We start from the raw sequence: 19405 nt of genomic DNA, 5'->3' as shown, positions 1-19405 counted from the left end.
CCATTTTACGGAAAACACGTAAATCGTTTATATTTAATTAAAAAATTAATAGTGACACCTAACCATATTCAAAGGGGCAAAACTTTTCCACAATGCCTTATTTCGGCATAATTTTGCTAAATTCGCAAGGTTATAATAATACCTTTTTGAAACATCGTTTTAATAGCGAGAATAATAATTTATGGCAGAAGATTTAGAAAATCAACAAAACGACAAAATCATCCCAATTAATATAGAGGAGCAGATGAAATCGGCCTACATTGACTATTCAATGTCGGTAATCGTATCAAGGGCCTTGCCTGATGTACGCGATGGATTGAAACCGGTACACCGCCGTGTTTTATATGGTATGCTCGATCTTGGTGTTACAAGTAATAAACCACATAAAAAATCTGCCCGTATTGTAGGGGAGGTTTTAGGTAAATATCACCCACATGGTGATGCATCGGTATATTTTACTATGGTACGTATGGCTCAGGATTGGAGTTTGCGTTACCCAATGGTAGATGGACAAGGAAACTTTGGTCACATTGATGGAGATTCTCCGGCAGCAATGCGTTATACTGAGGCACGTTTCTCAAAAATTGCTGAAGAAATGCTTGCTGATATCAATAAGGATACAGTAGATTTTCAGTTAAACTTTGATGATACCTTACAAGAACCTACGGTTTTACCAGCTAAAATCCCTAACCTTTTAGTAAACGGATCAAGTGGTATTGCAGTAGGTATGGCGACTAATATGGCGCCGCACAATTTAACTGAGTGTATAGATGGTATTGTAAATTATATCGATAACAGAGATATTACCATTGAGGAATTGATGAAGTTTGTAAAAGCTCCTGATTTCCCAACCGGTGGTATCATATATGGTTATACAGGTGTTAAAGAGGCTTTCGAAACTGGCCGCGGACGTATTGTTATGCGTGCTAAAGCAGAAATTGAAAACCTGAGAGATAGAGAAGTAATCATCGTCACAGAAATTCCTTACCAGGTTAATAAGGCCCAAATGATTGAGCGTACTGCTGAATTAGTTGGCGAGAAAAAATTAGAAGGTATCTCTAACATTAAAGATGAATCTAATAAAGATGGTATTCGTATAGTATATGAAATTAAACGCGATGCAAATGCATCAATCGTTTTAAACAACCTATACAAGTACACTGCTTTACAAACATCTTTTAGTGTAAATAATATTGCATTGGTAAAGGGTCGTCCGCAAATGTTAAATCTTAAAGATTTAATTGTACATTTTGTAGATCACCGTCATGATGTTGTTATTCGTAGAACAAAATATGAATTAGCAGAAGCTGAAAAACGTGCACACATTTTAGAAGGTTATCTGATTGCTTTAGACCATTTGGATGAAGTAATTAAATTAATTCGTGCATCAGAAACTCCAGATGAAGCCCGCGTTGGACTAATGGAGAAATTCGGTTTGAGCGATATTCAAGCTCGTGCAATCCTGGATATGACTTTACGTCGTTTAACAGGACTAGAACGTGATAAGATTAAGGAAGAATATGCTGAATTAATGAAAACCATCGAATATTTGAAATCTATTTTAGCCGATGAAGGTCTGCGTATGAAGATTATCAAAGATGAATTGGAAGAAATTAAACAGAAATTTGGTGATGAGCGTAAAACGACCATAGTTCACTCTGCAGAAGACATGAGCATGGAAGATTTCATCGATGACGAAGAAGTTGTAATTACTATTTCTCATGAAGGTTATGTTAAACGTACGCCAGCAACAGAATTTAGAGCGCAGGGTAGAGGTGGTAAAGGTTCGAAGGGCAGTACTTCAAGAAATGAAGATTTTATTGAGCACATGCTTGTTGCAACCAACCATAATTACATGCTGTTTTTTACCGAAGCCGGAAGATGTTTCTGGTTAAGGGTTTATGAAATTCCGGAAGGTTCTCGTACGAGCAAAGGCAGGGCGATTCAAAATATTATAAATATCCCGAAAGAGGAAAAAATTAAGGCATACATTAAGGTTAAAAATCTAAAAGATCAAGAGTATTTAGAGAATAACTTTATTATCATGTGTACTAAACAGGGTACAATTAAGAAAACATCATTAGAAGCATATTCTCGTCCGCGTGTTAATGGTATTAATGCAATTAATATTAATGAAGGAGATGTTTTATTGGAAGCTTGCTTAACCAACGGCGAAAGCGAAATTGTTATGGCATTACGCTCTGGAAGGGCAATTCGTTTCAACGAAAAAACTGTTCGTCCGATGGGTAGAACTGCTACCGGAGTGCGTGGTGTTAGACTTGCACATGATAAAGATGAAGTTGTTGGCATGATTGCTGTAAACAATCCTGACGTTACTGTGCTAGTGGTATCAGAAAAAGGTTATGGAAAGCGTACCGATATTGAAGATTACCGAGTAACAAACCGTGGTGGTAAGGGTGTAAAAACAATTAACGTTACTGAAAAAACCGGACAATTAGTTTCAATTAAAGACGTTACAGACAGCGAAGATTTAATGATCATCAACCGTTCGGGTATTGTAATTAGAATACCTGTATCGGCATTAAGAGTTATGGGACGTGCAACTCAAGGTGTTCGTTTAATATCTTTAAAAGGGGATGATGAAATTGCATCGGTAACAAAAATTGACCATGAAGAAGATGAGGAAGAAGTAGATTTGGAAGGCGTTGTTGTTACAGACGGAGAGGAGTTAGAAGCTGATTCAACTCCTGAAACGGATGATACAGAAGAAGAAGATTCAGATAATGAGGACGAAAAAGAAGAAAATTAATCTATAAATAAGAAAAGAATAAAAATTTTATGAAAAGAATAGTTCTAAGTACAATTTTAGCAGGTGTGGTTAGCTTTGCATTTGCTCAAAAAAGTGAAGTAAACGAAGCAAAAAAAGTTTGGGGAGTTTTCCAAATCACCGGACAAGCCGCAACAACACCGTTGGCGAAAAAACTAGAGTCACTTTCTACTGGTTTAGCACATACAGATAAAGCTATCGCTGATGAAAAATCAAAAGTGATGCCTGAAGCTTGGTCTTACAGAGCATTATTTGCATCATCTGCAGCTTTGCTAGATACTGTAAATACTCAAAATGTTGATGCGCAATTAAAAATTGCAACTGATGCTATTGCTCAGGCTAAAACTTTAGATTCAAAAGGATCTGAAAAAGATAACATTTCAATTGCAGAAACAAATATTGCAAATGCAGTAAGAAATGCTGGCGTTTTAGCTTACAATAAAAAAGATTACAAAACTGCTTACGATAAATTTGTGCAAGCTACTGTAATCAATCCATCAGATACTTCTATGTATTTAAATGCTGGTGTTGCAGCAAGAAATTTAAACGATTACCCTAATACAATTAAACAATTCAAAAAGGTAATTTCTTTAAATGCACCACAAGCTAAAGATTTATATTCTGAATTGATTACGATGTCTTTATCTGCTCAAAAAGATACAACTGCTGCATTAGCTTTAATCCAAGAAGCTTCTGCAAAATATCCTGATGATGCAAACTATATCAAATCAGAAACTCAAATTTATATTGATAGAGGTGATGCCGCTAAATCTGAGCAAATGTTAAATACCTTGGCTTCTAAAGAGCCAAATAATGCTACTTATCAGGTTTTATTAGGTAACGTTTATTTCTCACAAGCATTGAAATTACAGGATGCAAGAAATAAAATTGATGCTAAAAAAGTTAAAGAATTTAATGAAGTAACTACAAAAATGAATGGTTTATTAGATAAATCAACTCCATTTTATAAAAAAGCATTAGATTTAGACGCGAAAAATGTAGGCGCTTTAGAAACGTTAAAAACAATTTATGCTTTCAAAAACGATACTAAAAACTACGAAGATATTAAGAAACGTTTGGATGCACTTCCAAAACAATAATATTTAACCAAAGTAAAAAAAGAGCTTCGAAATTTCGAGGCTCTTTTTTTTATGTTTATTTTTACGCTTTAACATTAATCTTTCTTATGCTAAAATATTCAGGTTTTTTATTCGCAACGCTAATTACGCTTTCTATCAACGCCAAGGCTCAAAAAAGTCAAATGCTTATTGCCAGGAACGCTGTTGGTAAATTACAGGCATCTTTCGCAGGCAAAGAAGATTCGAAAAAGCAATTGGGAATAATAACTGAAGGGCTAAAATCTATCGAATCGGCTGAAAAAGATAACAAAACCAAGAACTGGCCTGAAACCTTTGCAATCAAATCATACTTAACATCTTATGCGGCAATTATTGAAACGGATGCAGCTGCTTCAGATAAATATTTTGATTCGGCGCTTGATGCCGTTAAAAAAGCCAAAAGTTTAGAGAAATATGAGGACCCGGCTGGATTAATCAAAGCATCAGAACACAATATTTTAATTAAAAAGCAGGATAGGGGCAACCTATCTTATTTTAACAATGATTTTAAAGAAGCACTGGAAGATTTAAAAGAGGTTAGTGATAAATTCCCAGCTGATTCTACACTAGCTTTAAATACGGCTATTTGCGCACAAAATGTTCAGTTATATGATGAATCTTTAAAATACTTTAAAAGAGCAAAGGATGATAGTATTAAAAATCCGGCTGTTTTTCAAAAAATGTCGCAACTTTATGTTGCTAAATACGATAATGAATCTGCAATAAAAGTGCTTGAGGATGGTTTAAAATTAAATCCTTATAACCACTCACTAACTAATGATTACATAAATTTATTACTTGATAACGAAAATTACACCAAAGCTTCGTCGCTAATCGAAAATAATCTTAAGGTTGAAAAAGGAAATAAATTATTGTATTTTCTTTATGGTTATTTGCAGCAAGTTGGTGGAAATAATTCGACAGCAATTTTAGCGTATAATAAAGCCTTATCAACCGACCAAAATTATTTTGACGCACTTTACCAATTAGGCGTAGCTTATGTTAATACTGCAAATGAAGCATTAAAAAGAACTGATACTGATAAAAAAAACCAGTATGGATCACTAATTAATCGTGCACAATTTTCATTATTAAGGGCAAACGAAATTAACCCAAATGATAAGAAAGCTGTTCAGCTACTTATTGAAATTTATTCTAGAAAGAATGCACAAGATAAAGTGCAAGATTTAAAACGCCGTTTACAAGAACTGTAGAATCGTTTTTTAATAGCGAATATTAAGTTAGGGGAGTAATTCTAAAACACAACTTAACATAATATTAATTATAAGACTTAAATATTAAATCCATTATAGAATAATCTAATCAAGACTTTAAGTTGTAAATTCTACCAACCCAAATCTAATTTGCAGTCTTTTTTGATGCAGTAAGAACTAATGGCGGATTATCGGCAGAATTGCCCTTATTCAATTTCAAAATTCCTTTGACCGATATTGGTAAGTACGTAAATTTTATTGGCTCAGCCATTTCTACCATTACCATAATTGGAATGCCATTTTTACCACAGAAAAAGCATTGATTAATCGGTAAAGTTGAAAGCATAAATTTAGTTTGCTTCATGCCATCTTTAATTGGGACAATATAACCTTCCAATTCAAAAGATTTATTTTCGTGTTTTTTTATTTCAGCATTATAAATGGCATACATTTCAGTTGGCTTTACCGTTTTGAAAGTTACATCGCCAATGATATCCCAGTTCGGAGAATCAATCTGATCGCTGAAATCATGCTCTTGAGCACCAGCTTTAAAACCTATAAAAATTAATGCAATTATTATTATTTTTCTCATAGAATGATATTGTAATTAGCTAACTTTTTCTGCGCATGCTGCACAAATTCCAGTTGCTATTAGATTTAAATTTTCAACTTTAAAGCCATTCGGAACGTTGAATGCAGGAATTTTTACGCTATCTAGGCAATAAACTTTTTGGCACTTATTGCAGTTAAAATGAACGTGTTCATCATGGTGTTCGTGAGCAGAACAACCTCCAGAACATATTGCATAATTCGCCGTACCATGATTATCCAACACTTTGTGAATAATTCCTTTTTCTTCAAAAGCTTTTAAAACCCTGTACAAAGTAACACGGTCTACAACTTTTCCCATTACTTGTTCTAAATATGGTTGAGAAACCGCCGAATCTCTGCTACTTAAAATATCCAAAACCTGCAACCTTGGTCCGGTGCGTTTTAAGCCATTTTTTATAAGTAAATTTTCAAATCGTTGTGTGTCCTTCATCAACACAAAAATAAGGAATTATATTATGATTTTGGCATTTTTGAGGGATATCGGCGCTGCGTAACTCGCATCCCTCCTTTCCAATTTTAAAATACCTGAAATCTTAATTGGCTTTGTTGTAAATGAGATTGATTTATCCATTTCAACCATAATCATCGCAGGAATACCATTTTGACCACAAAAATAGCATTGATTTATTGGCAAGGTTGCCAATAGAAATTTTTGTTGATTCGCACCCGTTTTTATCGGAATGAGGTAACCTGTTAAATCAAATTCTTTATTTTCAAAGCGCTTAATAGATTCAGAAAATATTGGAAAGAGTTCATTTTTTTCGGTCAATTCGAATTTAACAGAACCAATAACATCCCAATTTAAAGAACTAAGCTGGTCATTAGGGTTATGTTGCTTATTTGATTGTGCAAAAGAGTTTAAACCAATCAGCGTAAATATAAAAATTAAGTACAACCTCATAGCTGAACTGCTTCGAGTAAGAAAAATTCTGAACGTTTATCGCCAGAATCATTAATTATAATTTTACCTCTAAGTTTTACAGGTTTGCTGGTGTAGGTAATTGGATTAGTCATTTTAACCTCAACCATTGATGGAATATCACCTGAGCCGCAAAACGGACAAGATTCTATCGGAACTACAGAAAGCATAAATTCGCTAAACTTATTGCCAACTTTTGTAGGGATTATATAACCTGGTAATTCGATTACTCTATTATTTATCGCTTTTAACTCCGATGGAAAAAACACTTTCCATTCTAGTGGTTTAACTTGTTTTTCGTACCTCAAGCCAATTATATTCCAATATTTGGTTCTCATATCTGTATGAACCTGAACTTGCGCTTTTAAGGTTTTATTGCTGAAAACTACAAGAACAACAATTATGGATAGTTTTAAAATTAAGTTTTTCATTTCGAAATTAATACAGCATTTAACAGAAAAAACTCGCTTTGGTCGTTTCCAGAATCATTAATAACAAATTTGCCTTGCAATTTTATGGGTTTATCGGTTATTGGAATCGCAACATTTGCGCTAACCTGCAACATGGCCGGAATATCGCCAGTTCCACAATACGGACAAGATTCTACAGGAACAATAGAGAACATAAATTCTTTAAATTTGCTGCCTACTTTTATCGGTATCATGTATCCTGGCAATTCTATTGTTTTATTATTTAAGGCTTTTAACTGGGGTGGATAAACACTTCCCCAATTTCCAGGACTCAATTCCTTATCGTATCTTAAACCAATAATATTCCAGGTGCTTGTGCGTAAATCTTTGTGTACTTTAACTTGAGATTTAGCATCATTATATGTTAAAAGTGAACTAATTAAAAAAACTAACACCACTACCCTCTTCATTTATCTATCTTTTGAGAGTGTTTTAGCAATATCCACTCTGTATGTTTGCAAAGCCGGAATAATGGATGCTACAATTCCAATTACCAGACCAGCTAAAAGCAAATAAAATTCTTCTGAAACAAAATAAAATCCAGTTAATTTGGCTTGTGACGATTCTTGATAATTGCCGATAATTTCCAATACTAAATGGCCAATTAAAAGACCAATAATTGCACCAACTATTGTAATCAGTAAGCCTTCCAACATCACCAGAAAGAAAAGTTTAAGTTTTGATGCACCCAAACAGCGCATAATCGCTAAATCGTATTTCTTTTCTTTCATCGAATTGAAGAGACTGATAAATACACTCAAAGCTGATATTGCCATAATAAGCATAGCAAACCATTTTAAGGTATCAATTCCAACTCCAATTAGTGAAAAAAGCCTCGCACTTTCCATTGCTGGTGAAGCCGCTTGCATATTTGTGCTTTGGTTAACCATCCTCGGAAAAATTACAACCGACATTGGTGAACGATACTGAATTAAAATAGATGTAATTTCTTTATTGTTGATTTCACTTTCAGCATCCTTATGATGTTCCTCATGTTCATCTTCTTCTGCATGCATTTTGTAAACACTCCCAATATTTGTCAATATTAAATTATCAGTTACATTATTCTGAGCTTTCAGAATGCCTTTTACGATGTAAGCATTATTCTTATGCGTATCACCATTATCACTTAAACCATGTGCGCCATAAAAAGTATCGCCAACTTTAAGGTTCGCTTCTTTTGCTACTGAGCTTCCAATCGTAGCCTCTAAATCTTTATTCCAGAAGTTCCCCTTATCAAGCTGCAGGCCATATAAACTGATAAATGTTGTATCTGTACCCACAATTCTATAACCTGCGTAATTATCGCCCAAAGCCAAAGGTACGGCCCGTTTAACTAAAGGGTTTTGCATTAATTCTTGAGCATCTTTTGCCGGAATGTTTCCCGTTGGAAAATCGATATGGTAAATGCTGCTCAGAATTAGTTGTAGTGGACTGCCTTTTGCACCAACTACCAAATCGATATCTTTTGCATTTTGCTCCAGTTTATTGCCAATTTGAGTGGAAGCCAGGAATAAAATCGAAAGAATGCCAACACCAAATGCAACCAATAATACATTTAAAAAGGCGGTTAATTTGTTCCTAAAGATGTTTTTACAACTTATTTTAAGGATATTCATTATAGTAAGTAAGCTTTAGAAATGTGGGTACGAACACGTTGATCATGCGTGGCGATAATTAACGCTGCTTCATTATTTTTTGCCTGGCTGATTAACATTTCCAAAACCTGAATGGTGTTATCGTCATCCAAACTTGATGTTGGTTCATCTGCAATTAACAGCGTTGGTTTGTTAACCAAAGCCCTTGCAACTGAAACCCTTTGCAATTGCCCCTGACTTAATTCATCAGGATAGCTGTTAATTTTATCTAATAAACCTAAATCCTTTAAAATTGATAATATTCTCGGCTTGTCAAATTTACAATCTGCCATAGAGGCAGCAATTTCTAAATTTTCTAAAACCGTAAGCGAACGGATTAAATGCGGCCTTTGAAAAACGATTCCGATTTTTTGCCCCCTGAATTTATCCATTTGTTTGGTTGGTAAATCATAAAGATTCACATCGTTAAAATTTACAGCACCTTCAGTGGGCTTTAATAACCCCGAAATTATATTCAGCAATGTACTTTTCCCACTACCGGAAGCACCTAAAAGCAACCATTGTTCCTTATCTTCAATGTTCCAATCTGGAAATTTTATGGTTTGTCCTTTCGGATAACGATGTGAAATAGAACTCAGATTAATCATTTATTTTTTATTTGAAATTGCCTTTGGCTGCTTAATAATTAAATTTTTGGTAGCGTACTTTCTATAAAGCTCAGTTGCATCATTTGTGCTATGCTTACACGATGGATTTAGCACTGCAATAAAACCCAAGGAAAGAATAAATAGCATTTTGTTTTTGTTCATACGCTTTCGCAAATATAGAATTTAATAGAAATTGCAACCCGGCTGTATTAATAAGGTTACGCTTAATGAATGTGCTTTGTGCGGCAAGATTTTACATATTTTAAATTGATGAAATGTGCCGATGCAATCACAAATCCACCAATTGGAATTAAAATTGGTTCTAAAAATTCGTAGCCGGAAAAATGACCGAACGCAATCAATAAAAAACCAGAAATGAGTACATAAATTGGATATATTTTATGGTGTTCTTTTTTATATGATGAACCTAATGACCAAATTCCTAAGCAAAGAGACATTAAAATCATTCCAATTTCTACCCATTCGTTTGCCAGGAAGCTCATCCCCCACAATGGTAGAAATGTAATTATAATTGGAATTAGGGCACAATGTATGGCACAAAGAACAGATGCTGTGATACCTAACCTATCTAAATTTATTGCAGATTTTAAAAGTTTCATAATTGCAAATATAAAAGCAATAATGTTGCATTTATAATTTATTTTAAAATAGCACATAAAAACATCAATTCTCTAAGAATTTTGGAACTTAAATTTGTTATCTAAATATGTATGATAGTTTTTCATTTGAGGAAGCCACTCTGCTTCAGATAGAATTGGCAAAGCAGTTAAAGTTTGAGCAGTTAAATCAAATCTCAAGTATTGCTGGCGCAGATATCTCTTTCAATAAAGATAGCTCAACTATGTTTGCCACAATCGTAATTTTATCATTTCCCGAGCTAATATTAGAGCGCTATGCACTTGCCACTTATGAAACCAATTTTCCCTACAAAGCTGGTTTTTTAGGTTTTAAAGAAGTGCCGGCCTTATTAAAAGTTTGGGAACTAATTGCAGATAAACCTGATGTGGTAGTTTTAGATGGAAATGGAATTCTTCATCCACGCCGAATGGGTGTTGCTTCACATTTTGGTATTTTAGCCAACCAACCCACAATTGGATGTGCTAAAAGTTTGCTTTATGGTAAAAATCACATTCCCGAAAACCAAAAATATAGCACAGCAGAAATAAAAAACTACCATGAACTACTGGGCTTCGCACTAAGAACAAAAATAAATTGTGCACCTGTATTTATTTCTGCGGGACATTTAATAACCCAGCAGCAAAGCATTCACATTATGAAACAATGCATCGGTAAGTACAGAATACCTGAACCAACTCGTATGGCACATGAAATCGTTAATCAATTCAGATTAGGAAAATTAGAAAGTGGTTTTCACACTGTTCAAAAACCACTCACCCTATTTTAAATCCAGTTGATGCCTTTTTTTAGAAATTGAAGTGTTTTATATTCATCAGAATCGATTTCTGGTTGAACATTATAACCCCAATTCGCCTGCGGTGGTAAACTCATCAAAATAGATTCAATTCGTCCATTCGTTTCCAGACCGAACTTTGTACCCGAATCATAAACCAAATTAAACTCAACATATCTGCTTCTGCGTTGATATTGCCATTCCTTTTGGATTTCTGTAAATTCCTTTTCACGATTTCTATCAATTAATTCGGTATAGATTGGCAAGAATGTTTCGCCAACGTTTACAGAAAAGTCTAGAATTTCATTCCAGCTTAAAGATGTATTTTCAGGTTTTAATCTATCGTAAAATATGCCGCCGATACCTCTCGTTTCTTCGCGGTGCTTAATGAAAAAATAATCATCAGCATGATTTTTGAATTTTGGATAAAAGTCTGTATTGAAATCATCACAGGCCTGTTTAAGCTTATGATGAAAGAACCTTGCATCATTTTCAAACACATAATGAGGCGTTAAATCGATGCCGCCACCAAACCACCTCGTTTCTTCGTTTAATTCAAAATAACGGATGTTCATGTGGATGATTGGAACCAAAGGATGATTGGGATGAATTACAATAGATACGCCCGTAGCAAAGAAATCATCTTCAGTAACGTTAAATGCTTTTTTTACGGCTTCCGGAAGTTTACCATAAACAGCCGAAAAATTAACACCACCTTTTTCGATGATTGCACCGTTTTGCATGATGCGTGTACGACCGCCGCCTCCTCCACTTCGTTCCCAAAGTTCTTCCTGAAATTTGCCTTTACCATCTGCTATTTCTAATCCACGGCAAATTTCATCTTGTATTAACTTATATCGCTCGGCTACTTCTTCTTTAAACATGGCTTATCATCTAATTCAAAACAAATTTAAGGCTATTACATTAGCAAAGCCGATTTATGTTTAGATAGTACATTTTATTGACAGTTGTAAGCAGATTTTATTCTTCGAGATAATTTAAATCCTTATTAAAACTTTCTTTGAGCGATGCTACAGAAATCATTGCAATTAAGGTTACAATCCCCATAACAATAAACCCAGCGGTAACGATATTAAATTGATGTACAAAAAACTCAAATGTTAAAGTAATTGGAATTAAAGCGCCGCGAACAAAATTTGGCGCTGTTGTAGTTACTGTAGAACGGATATTTGTACCAAATTGTTCAGCGGCAATGGTTACAAATGTAGCCCAATAACCAACTGCAAAGCCCATAAATAAGCATATCCAAACAAAACTACTTTCGGTTAATTGTGTGCTGGTTAAATAAATAATTACAGTTATTACCGATAAACTTTGGAAAATCAGTACCGTTTTTTTTCTCGATTTTAAAACTTGTGCTAAAAAACCACAAACTACATCGCCGATGGCAATACCAAAATAAGTATACATAATACCTGTGCCGGCATTTAAAACCTCAGTTGCACCCAAAGCTTTTCCAATTTCTGGCGATTGCGTAACTAAAATACCAACGATAAACCATAAGGGCAAGCCTAAGCAAATACAGGCCAAATATTTTAAAAATCTTTTTCTATCGGAGAATAACATGAAGAAATTTCCTTTTGAAACTTCTTTAGCTTCTTCAGCTTGTTTGAACATGCCAGATTCGAACGTTCCAACTCTTAACAACAGCAGCAATAAACCCATTCCACCACCCACAAAATACGAAGTTTGCCAGGTGAAATGTTTACCTACAGTTGCTGCCGCCGCTGCCCCAAGTAATCCAATCCCTGCAACAACCATTGTTCCATAACCCCGTTTTTCTTTATCCATGGTTTCGGTTACCAAAGTAATTCCGGCACCAAGTTCGCCCGCCAAACCGATACCGGCAATAAAGCGAATGATGGCGTAACTATGTACATCCGTTACAAAGCCATTCGCAATATTTGCGAGCGAATACATCAATATTGAACCAAATAACACTTTTATCCGACCAAACTTATCACCTATAATTCCCCAAAGCAAACCGCCTAATAAAAGACCAAACATTTGCATATTGATAACGTATTCGCCATCGGTTCGCATATGTTCTGGCGAAACGCCGATATCAGCAAAGCTTTTTAATCTAACTACAGAAAAGAGGACGAGATCGTAAATATCTACGAAGTAACCTAGTGCGGCTACAATTACAAGGAAGATAACATTACGGTTATCGGATGGTTTAGGCTCCATTATTATTTGGTTTATTCGCTGAAAGTACAAATAAGCTCAAATAAAAAAAAGAGCATAAATGAAAAAGCCCCGAATATTCGGGGCTTTTCTCCTCTACATTGGAGGCATTGTCTTCGTGGTATCTGGCGGTGTTGTCGTCTTAGCTGTATCCGGCGGAGTTGTTGATGTTTTAGTCGTATCCATCGGTGCAGTAGTTGCGGTCGAATCTGTCATTGTACTATCCGACGAACCGGCCATGTTCTTTGACGAGTTGCATGCTGATGTGGCTACCATTACTGTAGTTGCGAAAGCAAGGCTTAAGATTAATTTTTTCATTAGGGTTGAGTTTTAATTTTTTAAAATGAAGCAATCATTTTTATGATGGTTTCACTGTTTTTATTGTTAATTATAAACCTAACAACCTTTTAATCATTTGGTTTTATTTTTTACTCAATATTTGAATATTAACTTAAAGCGCTTAATTATTTAATACCATTTGCAACTATCTAAATATCAACATAACTTGATTCTGTTTACCAAAATATTACCTATACATCATCCAAAAAACTTTAAAACCCGATAAAACTTTCTGATATTAGTAAATATGATTATTTCTCAAAATACCCTTAAATGGGTAATGCGCCTTTATCCACCATTATTTTTTCAGCGCATTTGGGTTCAGAAATTTGAAAACGATTTTAGAAGCTGTACAGTAAAGCTGAGCAAGAGTTTCTTAAACAAAAACTATAATGGTTCTATTTTTGGCGGAACAATTTATGCCGCTACCGACCCTTTTTATGCTTTACTCTTCGACCAACTTATGCAACGCAGGGGAATGAAAGTACGGGTTTGGCTAAAAAGCGCATCAATACAATATTTAAAACCTGGTCGTTCTAATTTATACTTTACGATTAATGTTACCGAAGAGATGATTGCTGAAGCTGAACAAGCTTTGAAAACGATTGGCAAGTTTGTAAAGGCTTACCCAATGGAAATTACCAATAAGCAGGGCGAACTTTGCGCCACTGTGATGAATGAAGTTTACATCAGAAACCTGCATCAAGGCGAGGAGCCGAGAGTTGCGTATTAATCTATCCTATTATGCCGAGTATTAAAAGTTTGATTTTGCAGGGCGAAGGCGTTACGCTTGATTTCAAAAAAACAATTACCAATACCGGAAAAATTGCTAAAAGTTTGGTTGCTTTTGCTAATAATAAAGGTGGTAAGTTATTAATCGGCGTTGCTGATGATGGTACAATAAAAGGCGTAAAATCGGAAGAAGAAGAAAAATACATGATTTTAACCGCCGCACATCAATTTTGTAAACCTGCAATTGAACCAAACTTCGAAGAAATATATGTAGATGATAAATTGGTTTTAGTTGCAAATATCCCACAAAGTGATACTAAACCACACTACGCCTTAGATGATGATAAAAAATGGTGGGCATACATACGTATTGATGATAAAAGTGTACTGGCCAGCAAAATTATTATCGAAGTTTTAAAAAACGACCATAAAGATAAAGGTGTACTCATCTCCTATTCTGATAACGAAAAAAAACTGCTTGAATTTTTGAATGAAAATGGTAAAATCACACTAAAGGAATACAGTAAATTATTACATTGCTCTTATCGCAAGGCACAAAAAATTATCGTGAACCTCATTCTTGCCAATGTGATAAAATCGAACACAACCGAAAAAGAAGAGTTTTTTACCGCAGTTTAGAGGCTGTGCAAAATTAACTTCCGCCCCATCATCTTTTTTGAGTTTCAAAAAGCCGACCTTTGCAAAATATGTTTTCAAAAATTTACGCAAAGTATAAACCCTATTATAAAGAAAATCTTCATTTGGCATTGCCAATTGTGGGCTCTCAAGTTGGCCACACCTTGGTACACATGGCAGATAGTGTAATTGTTGGCCATTTTACTGACACAACACAACTTGCGGCTGTATCTTTAGTAAACAGCATTTTCATTTTAATTATGGTAATCGGCTTAGGAATTTCTTACGGTTTAACACCATTGATTGCGCAAGAAAATGGTCGCCTGAATTATGAGGAATGTGGCAAGCTATTATCCAATAGTTTAATCATTAATATACTGATAGGGATTTTCCTTTACTGCCTGGTTCACTTTGGGGTTTTACTGTTTATAGATAATTTAGGTCAAACGCCTGCAGTTGTTCAATATGCTAAGCCATATTTAGGTTTGCTTTCAGTATCGATTATTCCATTACTAATTTTTCAAACCTTTAAGCAATTTGCTGAAGGATTGGGTTTTACGAAACAGGCAATGTTTGTATCGATTTGGGGGAACTTGATAAACATCATCCTCGGAATTATTTTCGTTAAAGGAATGTTCGGCATTAAATCGATGGGTGTAAGTGGTGTTGGCTTAAGTACTCTAATCGATAGACTTTTAATGGCTACCGTTATGGCTGTTTATGTACTTCGCTCCAAGCATTTTAAAAAATATCTGATAAATTTTAAAGCAACATTTATTGATAAAGTTAGGGCAATTAAAATTATCAAAATTGGTGCGCCGGTTGCCATGCAGTATTCGTTCGAAATTAGTGCATTTAGCGGTGCTGCGGTGTTAATAGGTACAATTGGAGCTATCGAGCAAGCCGCACATCAAATTGCCATAAGCTTAGCTGCAATGACTTATATGATTGCAAGTGGAATTGCATCGGCAGCAACAATTAAAACGGGTAATAATTTTGGTAAAAATAATTTTGCTGACTTAAGAAAATCAGCTATTGCGAGTTATCATGTAATCCTGCTATTTATGAGTTTCACCGCTGTAATATTTATTTTGGCGAACAGCTTAATGCCTTTTATTTATACTGATGATGCTAGTGTGGTGAAAATAGCTGCCCAATTATTAATTATAGCTGGTTTTTTCCAATTATTTGATGGGACGCAAGTTGTTGGCCTAGGTGTTTTACGCGGTATTGGCGATGTAAACATCCCAACATTTATTACTTTTTTAGCGTATTGGGTTGTTGGGATTCCGGTTGGTTACGTTTTAGGATTTAAGTTTAATTTAGGCGTAAATGGAATTTGGTACGGCCTAACATTTGGCTTACTTACAGCCTCTATCCTACTATTTTTAAGGTTTCAGAATAAAACCAAATCATTAAATATTTAACTGGATAACCACTAATCTTTTTTGCCACCAACGTTTACAATTAAACCAATAGTAAAAATTGAATTACCGGCAGACATATATTTTCTGTTCTTCAAGCCGATATTGCTGCTCGTAGTATATTGCAACTGAATGGTTTTATTTAAGGCCATACGCGTAAAGAAAATGGGCTCGAAGAAGATATTATCCTCTTTAGGTTGAATAACTCCATTAATAAAAAATCGATCCATCGTAATGTGGCTGATTCTTAATGCAGTTCCATAATTAATCGGGAAATCCGTTCCGAATAACCTTAAATTGTTTTTTTTCTTTGAACTATAATTGACTTGCAAAAAGGATTTGCGATAATCAACTTCCTGAACTTCATTACTAATTAAAATATCATTCTGGTAATCTCTAAAAGTAATATCGCTCCAACCCTTTCCAACACCAGCATAAACTTCTATAATTCGATTGTTGTCTGGTCCGAATGTATCAAAATAGCCGCCACCAATTTCAACTAGCTTATGACCAAAATCTTTACTTTTCCGCTCGTTACTCATAGTTGAAGCACTGAACAAAACGCCAACATGGTTCGAAACGGCGTAAGCACCATTTAAACTTGCGTTTCCCTTAAGAGAGATGTGCCCCCCTCCGCTAAATTCGCCTTGCTGACTAAGCATTGGCGTATTTGGAACGTTTGGCATGTAAACTGAAGAACAACTTGCTGCAAATAGCGCTAAAACCGGAATCGTAAAACGGAAGTATTTAATCATAGATGTTTTATAAACAGAATTTCCTGACAAAAATTGTGCTAAAGTTTCATTTTCATAAAATCCATCACTCTTTTAAATTCATCATGCAAATCGGCCTTTAAATGAATTTGCATTTTAGTAATCGGATGTACAAAGCTAAGCTCGGATGCATGTAAAAGCATTGTAGTCATATTCCATTGCTCTAAAAAGAATTTATTTTGTTTGTTGCAACCATGTGTTCTATCACCTATTATCGGATGCAGAATATGACTAAAATGCCGCCTTAACTGATGCATTCTTCCGGTTTTTGGTGTAGCTTCTATAAGCGAGTATCTAGAAGTGGAATGCTTACCAAAAGGAACGTTCACTTCTGCTTTTTGCAATGTTCTGAAAGAGGTAAAAGCATCTTGCATCGTTCCGTTTTCCTTTGCCAAAGGATAATCAATATCCATTTCATCAGGCGCAAAACCACGTAAAATTGCTAAGTATTTTTTTTGGGTTTCTGTATTCATAAATTGCTGGTGCATAGCAATTTCAGATTCTTTATCAAAAGCAAAAAGTAATATACCGCTTGTCTTTCTATCCAGTCTGTGAACCGGGCTAACATGTTTACCAACCTGGTCACGAAGCATTTGTAGTGCAAATTCTGTAGCGTCTCTTGCAATTGAAGATTGATGCACCAATAAGCCATGCGGCTTGTTAATCGCAATTAAATTTTCATCCTGATAAATAATTTCCAGCATTCCGCGAAGATAAGGATATTGTTAAGTAAACAAATCAAACGCTAAGCGATAAGTATTGCAATGCGCATCAACAATATCTTTAATATCTACTGAATAACCGCCACCCATGCTAATTTGCAATGGTAAGCCCTTTCCTTTACAGGCTTGCAGAACCAAACTATCACGCTCCTTACAGCCAGCTTTTGTAAGAGATAATTTGCCTAGCTTATCAGTAGAAAGTACATCAACGCCTGATAAATAAAATACAAAATCAGGCTTCGATTGCTCAAAAATCTTTTCAAGATTTGCGACCAATAAGGAAAGATATTCATCGTCGCCAACCCCATCATCCAACGCAACATCTAAATTTGAAACCTCTTTTCTAAATGGGAAATTTTTATCGCCATGCATAGAAAATGTAAAAACTCTTGGCTCTTTCTGAAAGATTTCAGCTGTTCCATTTCCCTGATGCACATCTAAATCAATTATTAATATACGATTAGCTAAATTATTATTTAATAAATAGTTAGCCGAAATTGCTTGATCATTTAATAAACAAAATCCTTCACCCCAATTACTTCCTGCATGATGCGTTCCACCAGCCACATTAAAGGCAATTCCATTTTCAAAAGCGAATCTTGTACCATCAATTGTACCTTGGGCAATCCGCAATTCTCGCTCTACCAATTGCTCATTTAAAGGAAAACCAATTCTTCTTTGTTCTTTTGGTGGCAGGGTTAAGTTTTTAAGCTGCGCCCAGTAAGATTTTTCATGCGTAAGCAAAACATAATCTTCGCTAACTGGTAACGGATTAAATAGATTTTCAGGCAAAATCGTACCCTCATGCAATAATTGTTCTGGAATCAATTCATATTTAAGCATCGGAAAACGATGTCCCTCAGGCAATGGATGTGCATATAAGGTATGCCAGGCTATTTTTATCATTAGCCTAAAATTTCCTCAACGTGTTTCTCAATATTATTGCAAATCTGGTCGACAGGTAAATCATTAGCATCTTCGCCAAAGGGATTTTCAATTTCTTCGGCAATCAACTCCAAACTGGCTAAAACATAAAGAATAAACGGCACGATTAATACAAGATAATAACCCAAACTAAATACCCATCCAATCGGAATGGTAAGCACATAAATAAAAATGAATTTTTTAATAAAAGCGCTATACGAGAAAGGAATTGGCGTATTTTTGATTCTTTCGCAACCGCCACAAATATCCGTAAATTGATTCACATCGTTGGTTAGAACAATTAATTGCTCTTGTGTAATTTGTTGTTTTGAAGCTAAGGAATACAATCTCGAAATCATACTACTAGCAATCTGATTCGGAATATGTTTGCCTGCTTCAACTTCAATTAAGAAACTATTCTTACCAAAATATTGCTTCTCCCGTAAATGTTCTTTCAAAGCAAAGGCATATTTTGGGATTCCATATTCAAAAAAGCGAACATCTTCTTCTCCTAAATTCAAAGCTTTTATTTTCATGGCGAAATTGCGGCTCACATTAGTCAAAGCGCCTAAAAGCTTACGTCCGTCCCACCATCTATCGTAAGAAGTATTGGTTCTAAACACCAAAAGCATCGAAATAACAAAACCAAGCAAACTATGCATCATTCCGATATTGCTAACATAATCGCTTTTAGAAAGCTTGAATATGTTTAGCTCGAGGAATGCCACAAATGCAGAAAATATGGCGACACTAATCATCAGCGGCCATAACTTTCTAATGGTATCAGCCTTGTGTACGTTAAATATGAAGGTAAACCAATCTTTTGGATTGTAATTAATCATCGCTGCT

The 19405-nt window shown here is 35.0% G+C and carries 22 protein-coding genes; 8 read left to right on the top strand and 14 right to left on the bottom strand.

Features of this window, described 5'->3' with window-relative positions; translation table 11 throughout:
• Positions 1 to 181 precede the first annotated feature (181 nt).
• The 3 genes from gyrA to R2Q16_RS11600 all read left to right on the top strand — a co-directional run bounded on the left by gyrA (position 182) and on the right by R2Q16_RS11600 (position 5120).
• Positions 182 to 2770, top strand: a complete 2589-nt coding sequence (gene gyrA / locus R2Q16_RS11610) for a DNA gyrase subunit A (RefSeq protein WP_316737209.1) — start codon at positions 182 to 184, stop codon at positions 2768 to 2770.
• 29 nt (positions 2771 to 2799) lie between these two features.
• Positions 2800 to 3888, top strand: coding sequence for a tetratricopeptide repeat protein (locus R2Q16_RS11605; RefSeq protein ID WP_316737207.1), 1089 nt, complete (start codon positions 2800 to 2802; stop codon positions 3886 to 3888).
• 86 nt (positions 3889 to 3974) lie between these two features.
• On the top strand, positions 3975 to 5120 hold the full coding sequence (locus R2Q16_RS11600; RefSeq protein ID WP_316737206.1) for a tetratricopeptide repeat protein: 1146 nt from the start codon (positions 3975 to 3977) through the stop codon (positions 5118 to 5120).
• 145 nt (positions 5121 to 5265) lie between these two features.
• Here R2Q16_RS11600 and R2Q16_RS11595 read toward each other — a convergent pair whose 3' ends face one another.
• From R2Q16_RS11595 to R2Q16_RS11560, 8 genes are all read right to left on the bottom strand, one after another.
• Positions 5266 to 5712, bottom strand: a complete 447-nt coding sequence (locus tag R2Q16_RS11595; RefSeq protein WP_316737205.1) for a hypothetical protein — start codon at positions 5710 to 5712, stop codon at positions 5266 to 5268.
• 15 nt (positions 5713 to 5727) lie between these two features.
• Positions 5728 to 6162 carry a Fur family transcriptional regulator gene (locus tag R2Q16_RS11590; protein ID WP_316737202.1) on the bottom strand — a complete coding sequence of 145 codons (435 nt, stop codon included), beginning with the start codon at positions 6160 to 6162 and terminating at the stop codon, positions 5728 to 5730.
• A gap of 18 nt (positions 6163 to 6180) precedes the next feature.
• Positions 6181 to 6633, bottom strand: a complete 453-nt coding sequence (locus R2Q16_RS11585) for a hypothetical protein (RefSeq protein ID WP_316737200.1) — start codon at positions 6631 to 6633, stop codon at positions 6181 to 6183.
• Positions 6630 to 7082, bottom strand: a complete 453-nt coding sequence (locus R2Q16_RS11580; protein WP_316737199.1) for a hypothetical protein — start codon at positions 7080 to 7082, stop codon at positions 6630 to 6632. The genes R2Q16_RS11585 and R2Q16_RS11580 overlap by 4 nt, the downstream gene beginning before the upstream one ends.
• Positions 7079 to 7531, bottom strand: coding sequence for a hypothetical protein (locus R2Q16_RS11575; RefSeq protein ID WP_316737198.1), 453 nt, complete (start codon positions 7529 to 7531; stop codon positions 7079 to 7081). Before R2Q16_RS11575 ends, R2Q16_RS11580 begins: the two co-directional genes overlap by 4 nt.
• Entirely contained in the window at positions 7532 to 8740 is a 1209-nt protein-coding gene (locus tag R2Q16_RS11570) for an ABC transporter permease (RefSeq protein ID WP_316737197.1), read from the bottom strand.
• Complete coding sequence (locus R2Q16_RS11565; RefSeq protein ID WP_316737194.1) at positions 8740 to 9366, bottom strand: ABC transporter ATP-binding protein; 627 nt, start codon at positions 9364 to 9366, stop codon at positions 8740 to 8742. Before R2Q16_RS11565 ends, R2Q16_RS11570 begins: the two co-directional genes overlap by 1 nt.
• 224 nt (positions 9367 to 9590) lie before the next feature.
• Complete coding sequence (locus R2Q16_RS11560; RefSeq protein WP_316737193.1) at positions 9591 to 9986, bottom strand: MerC domain-containing protein; 396 nt, start codon at positions 9984 to 9986, stop codon at positions 9591 to 9593.
• 107 nt (positions 9987 to 10093) lie between these two features.
• On the opposite strand from R2Q16_RS11560, the gene R2Q16_RS11555 reads away from it, so the two are divergent.
• A complete protein-coding gene (locus R2Q16_RS11555) occupies positions 10094 to 10792 on the top strand; it encodes an endonuclease V (RefSeq protein WP_316737191.1) in 699 nt (232 codons plus the stop codon).
• On the opposite strand, the gene hemF is transcribed toward R2Q16_RS11555, so the two are convergent.
• Together hemF and R2Q16_RS11545 are read right to left on the bottom strand one after the other, a co-directional pair.
• Positions 10789 to 11682, bottom strand: a complete 894-nt coding sequence (gene hemF, locus R2Q16_RS11550) for an oxygen-dependent coproporphyrinogen oxidase (RefSeq protein ID WP_316737189.1) — start codon at positions 11680 to 11682, stop codon at positions 10789 to 10791. The genes R2Q16_RS11555 and hemF overlap by 4 nt on opposite strands.
• A 97-nt stretch (positions 11683 to 11779) precedes the next feature.
• On the bottom strand, positions 11780 to 13009 hold the full coding sequence (locus R2Q16_RS11545; protein WP_316737187.1) for an MFS transporter: 1230 nt from the start codon (positions 13007 to 13009) through the stop codon (positions 11780 to 11782).
• Positions 13010 to 13067: 58 nt separating this feature from the next.
• Between R2Q16_RS11545 and R2Q16_RS11540 the strand changes: the two genes are divergently transcribed.
• The 4 genes from R2Q16_RS11540 (at position 13068) to R2Q16_RS11525 (ending at position 16140) form a co-directional block, all read left to right on the top strand.
• The gene (locus R2Q16_RS11540; RefSeq protein WP_316737185.1) at positions 13068 to 13340 is read left to right on the top strand and encodes a hypothetical protein; all 273 of its coding nucleotides are present in this window, start codon (positions 13068 to 13070) and stop codon (positions 13338 to 13340) included.
• Positions 13341 to 13592: 252 nt separating this feature from the next.
• Complete coding sequence (locus tag R2Q16_RS11535; RefSeq protein ID WP_316737184.1) at positions 13593 to 14078, top strand: PaaI family thioesterase; 486 nt, start codon at positions 13593 to 13595, stop codon at positions 14076 to 14078.
• 11 nt (positions 14079 to 14089) lie between these two features.
• Positions 14090 to 14716 (top strand): helix-turn-helix domain-containing protein, encoded by a 627-nt coding sequence (locus R2Q16_RS11530; protein WP_316737183.1) that lies wholly within the window; start codon positions 14090 to 14092, stop codon positions 14714 to 14716.
• 68 nt (positions 14717 to 14784) lie between these two features.
• Positions 14785 to 16140 (top strand): MATE family efflux transporter, encoded by a 1356-nt coding sequence (locus R2Q16_RS11525; RefSeq protein ID WP_316737181.1) that lies wholly within the window; start codon positions 14785 to 14787, stop codon positions 16138 to 16140.
• An 11-nt stretch (positions 16141 to 16151) separates the two neighbouring features.
• On the opposite strand, the gene R2Q16_RS11520 is transcribed toward R2Q16_RS11525, so the two are convergent.
• Genes R2Q16_RS11520 through R2Q16_RS11505 form a run of 4 tightly spaced genes read right to left on the bottom strand, consistent with a single transcriptional unit; the run spans position 16152 to position 19398 of the window.
• The gene (locus R2Q16_RS11520; RefSeq protein WP_316737179.1) at positions 16152 to 16892 is read right to left on the bottom strand and encodes a hypothetical protein; all 741 of its coding nucleotides are present in this window, start codon (positions 16890 to 16892) and stop codon (positions 16152 to 16154) included.
• A 38-nt stretch (positions 16893 to 16930) separates the two neighbouring features.
• Positions 16931 to 17614: a pseudouridine synthase gene (locus tag R2Q16_RS11515; protein WP_316737178.1), complete on the bottom strand. Its 684-nt coding sequence runs from the start codon at positions 17612 to 17614 to the stop codon at positions 16931 to 16933.
• A gap of 21 nt (positions 17615 to 17635) precedes the next feature.
• Entirely contained in the window at positions 17636 to 18538 is a 903-nt protein-coding gene (locus R2Q16_RS11510; RefSeq protein ID WP_316737177.1) for a histone deacetylase, read from the bottom strand.
• Complete coding sequence (locus tag R2Q16_RS11505; RefSeq protein WP_316737176.1) at positions 18538 to 19398, bottom strand: bestrophin family protein; 861 nt, start codon at positions 19396 to 19398, stop codon at positions 18538 to 18540. The genes R2Q16_RS11510 and R2Q16_RS11505 overlap by 1 nt, the downstream gene beginning before the upstream one ends.
• Positions 19399 to 19405 lie beyond the last annotated feature (7 nt).

The organism is Pedobacter aquatilis (assembly GCF_032678425.1).
Classification (GTDB): Bacteria; Bacteroidota; Bacteroidia; order Sphingobacteriales; family Sphingobacteriaceae; genus Pedobacter; species Pedobacter aquatilis_B.
Note: the sequence above shows the minus strand (reverse complement) of the source record. Positions and strands in the feature narration are given on the sequence as shown.